The sequence below is a fragment of the Phenylobacterium sp. genome, from assembly GCF_036821595.1.
Classification (GTDB): Bacteria; Pseudomonadota; Alphaproteobacteria; order Caulobacterales; family Caulobacteraceae; genus Phenylobacterium.
Genome location: NZ_DAISJG010000105.1, coordinates 1 through 5,568, shown reverse-complemented (window position 1 = coordinate 5,568; position 5,568 = coordinate 1). Strand labels below are relative to the sequence as shown.

Annotated in this window: 6 protein-coding genes and 1 pseudogene; 2 read left to right on the top strand and 5 right to left on the bottom strand. The window is 70.4% G+C overall.

Annotated features, from left to right (window positions below; all coding sequences use genetic code 11):
• Positions 1-76: 76 nt before the first annotated feature.
• On the top strand, positions 77-937 hold the full coding sequence (locus V7Z97_RS18940; protein ID WP_334164997.1) for a hypothetical protein: 861 nt from the start codon (positions 77-79) through the stop codon (positions 935-937).
• Between the two features lie 158 nt (positions 938-1,095).
• Here V7Z97_RS18940 and V7Z97_RS18935 read toward each other — a convergent pair.
• The 5 genes and pseudogenes from V7Z97_RS18935 to V7Z97_RS18915 form a co-directional block, all read right to left on the bottom strand.
• A pseudogene (locus tag V7Z97_RS18935) lies at positions 1,096-1,338 on the bottom strand (family 16 glycosylhydrolase); the annotation flags it as partial.
• On the bottom strand, positions 1,326-1,622 hold the full coding sequence (locus V7Z97_RS18930) for a hypothetical protein (RefSeq protein WP_334164998.1): 297 nt from the start codon (positions 1,620-1,622) through the stop codon (positions 1,326-1,328). The gene V7Z97_RS18930 and the pseudogene V7Z97_RS18935, both read right to left, overlap by 13 nt.
• Positions 1,597-1,965, bottom strand: a complete 369-nt coding sequence (locus V7Z97_RS18925) for a hypothetical protein (protein ID WP_334164999.1) — start codon at positions 1,963-1,965, stop codon at positions 1,597-1,599. Before V7Z97_RS18925 ends, V7Z97_RS18930 begins: the two co-directional genes overlap by 26 nt.
• Before the next feature lie 451 nt (positions 1,966-2,416).
• Positions 2,417-3,706 carry a DUF418 domain-containing protein gene (locus V7Z97_RS18920; protein ID WP_334164996.1) on the bottom strand — a complete coding sequence of 430 codons (1,290 nt, stop codon included), beginning with the start codon at positions 3,704-3,706 and terminating at the stop codon, positions 2,417-2,419.
• Positions 3,707-3,756: 50 nt separating this feature from the next.
• Positions 3,757-4,908 (bottom strand): hypothetical protein, encoded by a 1,152-nt coding sequence (locus tag V7Z97_RS18915; protein WP_334164995.1) that lies wholly within the window; start codon positions 4,906-4,908, stop codon positions 3,757-3,759.
• Between the two features lie 98 nt (positions 4,909-5,006).
• Between V7Z97_RS18915 and V7Z97_RS18910 the strand changes: the two genes are divergently transcribed.
• Positions 5,007-5,568: TetR/AcrR family transcriptional regulator (locus tag V7Z97_RS18910; RefSeq protein WP_334164994.1), on the top strand; the 562-nt coding region annotated here is incomplete at its 3' end.

Sequence of the window (5,568 nt, the reverse complement as noted above, 5' to 3'; positions counted from 1 at the left end):
GTTTTCGATCGCTGCGCCGAGGGGTTTGCGAGCCGGGCCGCCGCATCCACCTGGACCTGGGACTAGGGCGGCAGGCATGAGGCTCCGGCACGCGCTCCTGACGGTCGGCTTGCTCACGCTGGTCGCGCCGTCGCTGTCCAGGGCCGAGGAACGGCGCGCCCATCCCCTGGCGCCGGGCGACTGGCTGGAGGCCGACCGCAAGAGGTTCCAGGCGCTGTCCACGCGGCTGAGCGGCCCGGAGCTCACCAACGCCATGCCAGCGGTGCTGACCTTTCCGAACGCGGCCCTGAGGAACACGCGGGAGGAGAAGCCGCGGGAGTACAGAAGCGTCGAGCAGCGCAACGCCTACTACAACCTGATCAGCCTGGTGATCGAGTTCGACCGAAACACGCCCGCGCCCGTGAAGGACGTGAAGTTCTTCCATGCCGCGACCCTGGTCACCCTCTGGACCCAGGTCGGGGCCATAGACGCCGTGGACGACGTCTTCTGCGTCCGGATGTCCGCTGACACGCGCGCGTTCCTGCGCGACGCCAACCAGCGGCTTTTCGACGCCAATCTGAAGGTGGTCAACCGTCTGCTTTTCGAGTGGAAGGAGCCGCGCGATCCGCGCGCGGCCAGCCCGACCGCGCCGATCTCCACCTGGGCGTTCGACGCCGCCATGGTCCGGATGGAGCAGGATCTCGTGGAAGACGTGATCCGCGAACGCAACCCGTCGGCGGCGGTGCGCCAGGAGATCAACAGCCTGGACAGCTGCGTTCTCAGCTACCTCGGCAATCTTGCCGTGCGCGGCGGCGACACGGAGCGATGGGTGGCTGACGCCGTGGGTCGGCCCGACTTCTTCAAGCTGGAGCACCGAAGGGCGATCGGGTACGCGATGATCACGGGGCTGCATCGAAGGACCAAGGCGGATTTCGAGAGCCTGCTTCGCGCCGACTGAACGGGTTCAGCGCGCGAGAGTTGGGCCGACCCGCGGTCGCGCCCTGGAAATCCTTCGTTGGACGAGGCCGGAGACGCTACCTCCTTTCGGCGCGTCCTCACCGCTGCGGCTGCTCCCCCGCATCACCGCCGTCGTGGCGCGTCGCGCGCCCTTGGCTCCTACGCCCCGAAGATCCAGGGTCCTGTTAGGTGGGCAAGAGGTACGCCCACCAGGATCATCTGTCCGCCACCGCTCATCGAGATGAGTGTGTCCAACCCGACCTGTGAGGCTGTCCAGGTCGTGCCGGGGTCCAGTTGCATCCGGTCGCCCTCCGCCACGCTGAAGTCCGTCACTCGGTCGAGGCCGGCTTCGCCGAACGTATGGAAGATATCCGCTCCTGAGCCGCCGGTCAGGGTGTCGGAGCCCCTGTCCCCCGAGAGCCAGTCGTCCCCGCCTGGCCGAGAACCAGGTCATCGCCCTGTCCTCCGCGGATGAGGTCCGCGCCGGCTCTGCCGTCGCACCAGTCGCCGCCGAGATTGCCATAGACGACGTCGTCTCCGTCCCCGCCTTCAAGGAGGTCGTTGTGCTTGCCGCCGACGACCCAGTCGTCGCCGGTGCCGCCCGAACGGTGTCGTTGCCCATGTTGCCGTTGATGTCGTCGAACCCCGCGCCGCCCACCGTCAGACCCGCAACATCGTGGGACCAGGCGCGGGATCGGACGACGACATGCAGTACCGGGCGTAGATGTTCTCCAGCAGGGCTGGTGCCGCAGATAGCGCGCGGAACATCCAGGTGAAACCGTCCAACCGCAGCCAGAATTCGGGGCCTCGGCTCGACGCCCAGGGCGCCCTGGCGCGGAGCACACCGCTGGCCGCCATTGCGCCGAAGCAGGCGGCGGTGAACAGCAGGCTCAGGAAGGTCGCACCGATGGCGAGGGCCGCCGTGGCGTTGCGCACGTCCGGGCTTAAGACGTCGCGGAGAGTCAACGGCGACGCGCATGCGCCGGAAGCGCCGGAAGGCCGCGCAGGCACCGGGGAGTCGGCGCGCAAGCCAACGATGTCCTCAGGGCGTGAGGACACCGTGGATAGGCGCGGCGCGTCGCCGATCCCGAGGTCGGCGCGCGCGGGCTTGGTCGAGTATGCGCGCCCCCCAGGGGCGTAGGAAGCCGTGCCGGACTCCCGCCAGCCGAGATGCCACTCCCAGAGCGGCCGGAACGGAAAGGAGGGCCAGGGAGAGCGCCTGCGCAGGGCGCTCAGGCCGGACGGGCCAGCCCGGGGCCGCCGCGTCCCGAGGCTGGTCACCGGGAGCGTCTGGTCCCTGCCGGGCGCTCCACAGCTGGCAAAAGGACGAATGAGCTCACGCAAGTCGGCGGAATACATAGGGAATCAGGAATTTGTGGCTCTGGAGGTCTCCCGTTCGATCCGGGAGGGCGGTACCATCGCAAAGGGCTTTTGCGTTCAGGGCGCCGGGCGCTCCATGGCCGCAGCGCGCCGCCCGCGCCTATTCCGCAGCCGCCGCGGGGGAAGCGTTCGGCCCGGCCTTCAGGAACGGCTGCGGCCTGCCCAGCACCAGTGAGCGCCACGCCCACTCGAACGGGCCGTAGTGGAAGCGGGCGAGCCACGGCCGGCTCCAGGCAAGGATGAAGGCCCAGACCCCGGCGACCACCCACAGGAGCTCCGCCCGCGACAGCTCGCCGAACAGGCCCAGGCCCCAGCCGCCGAACACCGCCGCGGTGATGATCGAACTCATCAGATAGTTGCTGAACGCCATGCGCCCGGCCGCCGCCAGCAGGGCTACGAGCCCCCCGAGCAGGCCCGCGCGGATCACCAGCAGCAGGACCGCGGCGTGGGCCAGCGCGATGAACGGCCGCGTCGTCTGCTGCCAGACCTGCAGCTCGTGCAGCCGGATCGGATCGAAGCCGCTCTGCCAGATCAGCCAGGCGAGCCAGGCGGTGAACGGCGCGCAGACGAGGTAGCCGAAGGCGATGGCGGCCGCATAGGCCCGGCTCGACCAGCCCAGGGTGAAGAAGCCCAGCCGGAACAGGGCCATGCCCACGAACATCTGACCGATGGCCTCGGGGATGGCGTCGAACGGCAGGAAGTAGCCGTAGAACAGCTTGAGCAGCTCGAGCCGCGCCCGCACGGCGTCCAGGAACCCGCCGCCGAAGCCGGCCAGCTCTCCGGCGGCGGCGTCCGGCGCGGGCGTCACGAAGGTGCTCGCCTCGCGCCAGGCGGCGATCACCTCGGCCGACGCACCGGGCGCGGTCGCGGCTGCGTGCAGGGCCTCGATCTCGCCCGCCTGCCAGACGTTCTTGGCCAGCAGCGCCAGGAGGATCGCCGCCCCGATCGCGATCTGGCTGCGCGGGTTCAGCTTGCGGAACGGGAAGATGACCAGGCCGGCCACCGCATAGGTGACCAGGATGTCGCCGTACCAGAACAGCACCGCGTGCAGCAGCCCGAAGACGATCAGCCAGAACATGCGCCGGTAGTGGGTCTGGGCCGGCGAGAGCCCCCCGCCGCGCTCGGCGCGGTCGGCGATCAGGATCGCACTTGCGCCGAACAGCAGGGTGAACAGCGCCCGCATCTTGCCGTCGGTGAAGACGTTGTTGACCGCCCAGGTCCAGAGGTCCGCTCCCTCGGCTCCGCCCGCGAAGGTCGGCAGCAGGTAGGCGAAGGACGGCAGGCCCATGCCGACGATGTTCATCAGCAGGATCCCGAGCACCGCAAAGCCGCGGACGGCGTCGATGGACAGGTGGCGGTCACCCGCCGGCGCGCTCGCGGTCGCGGTCATGGTTCGGCCTCCCCTCCGAGGCGCCGAGCATGCCCCGCCACCGGGCGGTGTCAATCTTGCGGAACGGCGTTCGTGAACTGCGCCAGGTCGCGCCGGACCTCGGCGACCACGGCCGCCCAGTCGCCTGCCCGGGGCTGCCGGTAGAGGGTCAGGCTCGGATACCAGGGGCTGTCGGCGCGGCCCCGCATCCAGCGCCAGTCGAGGCCGTGGTCGGAGAGCAGCAGCCAGGTCGGCTTGCCGAGCGCGCCGGCCAGGTGGGCCACCGAGGTGTCGCTGGTGACCACCAGGTCCAGCCCAGCGACGATTTCGGCGGTGTCCTGGAAGTCGGCCGCGCCGGTGTCGCCGGGCTCCAGGCTCACCGCGCCGGGCAGGGCCAGCAGCTCCGCCCTGATCGCCTCGGGCGGCGAGCGGCTCCGGTCCCAGGCGTAGGCCGGATTGCCCCGGGCCATCACCCCGATCCCGCCGCCCGGCCTCGCCGGCGCGGTCAGGTAGGGCGCGTTCGGGATCGTCGCCTCGCGCACGCCCAGCTTGGCGGGGATCGACATCGGCAGCACCCAGAAGTCGTGCGCCTGCGCCTGCAGCTCCTCGGCCAGCGGCACGATCTCCGCCGGCAACTGGGCGAACAGCCGCGCCAGCCCGGGCGCGCAGGTGAGGGTGACGTGGGCGGCGCCGAGCTCGCGCACGAACCGCGCCATCATGATCTGGTCCCCGTAGCCCTGCTCGGACCAGACGAACAGCCGCTTGCCCGCGAGAGGCTCGCCCATCCACTCCGGGAAGCTCAGCCGGCGCGCCGCGGTGCGCAGGCGGCGCGGTCGCTGCTCGTAGAGCGGCCAGCCCTCGGCGAACCGGCCCTCGGCCAGCAGCACCAGGCCGAGGTCCGCCTGGACCTGGCGCAGGCTGGAATCCAGCTCCATCGCCCGGCGATAGGCCCGCTCGGCCGCCTCCAGCTCGCCGGTGAAGCGGTGGAAGTTGCCCAGCGTCTGCCAGACCGCGGCGCTCTCCGGGACGAGCGTCGCCCAGCGGCCGTACAGCCGTCGCGCCTCGTCCGTGCGCTCGGTGGTCTCCAGGAGGACCGCGAGGTTGCGCAGGGCGACCGGATGTTCGGCCTCGTCCAGCACGGCGCGGTAGCCTGTTTCCGCGCCGGCCAGGTCACCGGACCGGTGCCGGTCGACGGCCAGGCGCAGGGCTTCATCGACGTCCATCCCGAGCGCCATAGCCCGTCCGCCCAAAGCCCCGCTAGGCTTGATCGGCGGATCGTCCCATCCTAGGGCGGCGGCCGAGGCAGCGATCGGGGGCGAGGTTGAGCGAAAATCCGGGGACCTCGCCGAGAGGACGGCGACCGAAGGGGCAGGGGCCAGACCTGCGCGAGGCCATCCTCGACGCGGCCGAGGCCTTGTTCTCGCGGCACGGCTTCTACGGCGTCACGGTCCGCCAGGTGGCCTCCGAGGCCGGCGTCGACACCGCGCTCATCCACTACTACTTCGGCGCCAAGCGAGAGCTGTTCGACAGCGTCTTCGCCCGCCGCGCCGCGATCCTCAACGACGCGCGGCTGGAGGCCATGCAGGTCTACGCGGAAACGCATCGCGGCCGGATGACCGTGGAGGGCGTCATCGAGGCCTTCATCGGCCCGCTCATCGACCGCTCCATGACCAACGACGAGGGTTGGAAGAACTACTTCCGCCTGGTGGCCCTGGTGAACAACACCCCCGCCTGGGGCGGCGAGACCATGCACCGCTTCTTCGATCCGGTGGTCCACCAGCTGGTGGACACCCTGAAGCTCGCCCTGCCTGAGGCGGAGATCCGGGATCTCTACTGGTGCTACCAGTTCCTCACCGGGGCGATGATGCTGGCGCTCTCGGAGA

Excerpts from the sequence above, each read along its gene's own strand:
- V7Z97_RS18940 (WP_334164997.1), top strand. The coding sequence starts at position 77 with ATGAGGCTCCGGCACGCGCTCCTGACGGTCGGCTTGCTCACGCTGGTC.
- V7Z97_RS18920 (WP_334164996.1), bottom strand. The coding sequence starts at position 3,706 with ATGACCGCGACCGCGAGCGCGCCGGCGGGTGACCGCCACCTGTCCATC.
- V7Z97_RS18915 (WP_334164995.1), bottom strand. The coding sequence starts at position 4,908 with ATGGACGTCGATGAAGCCCTGCGCCTGGCCGTCGACCGGCACCGGTCC.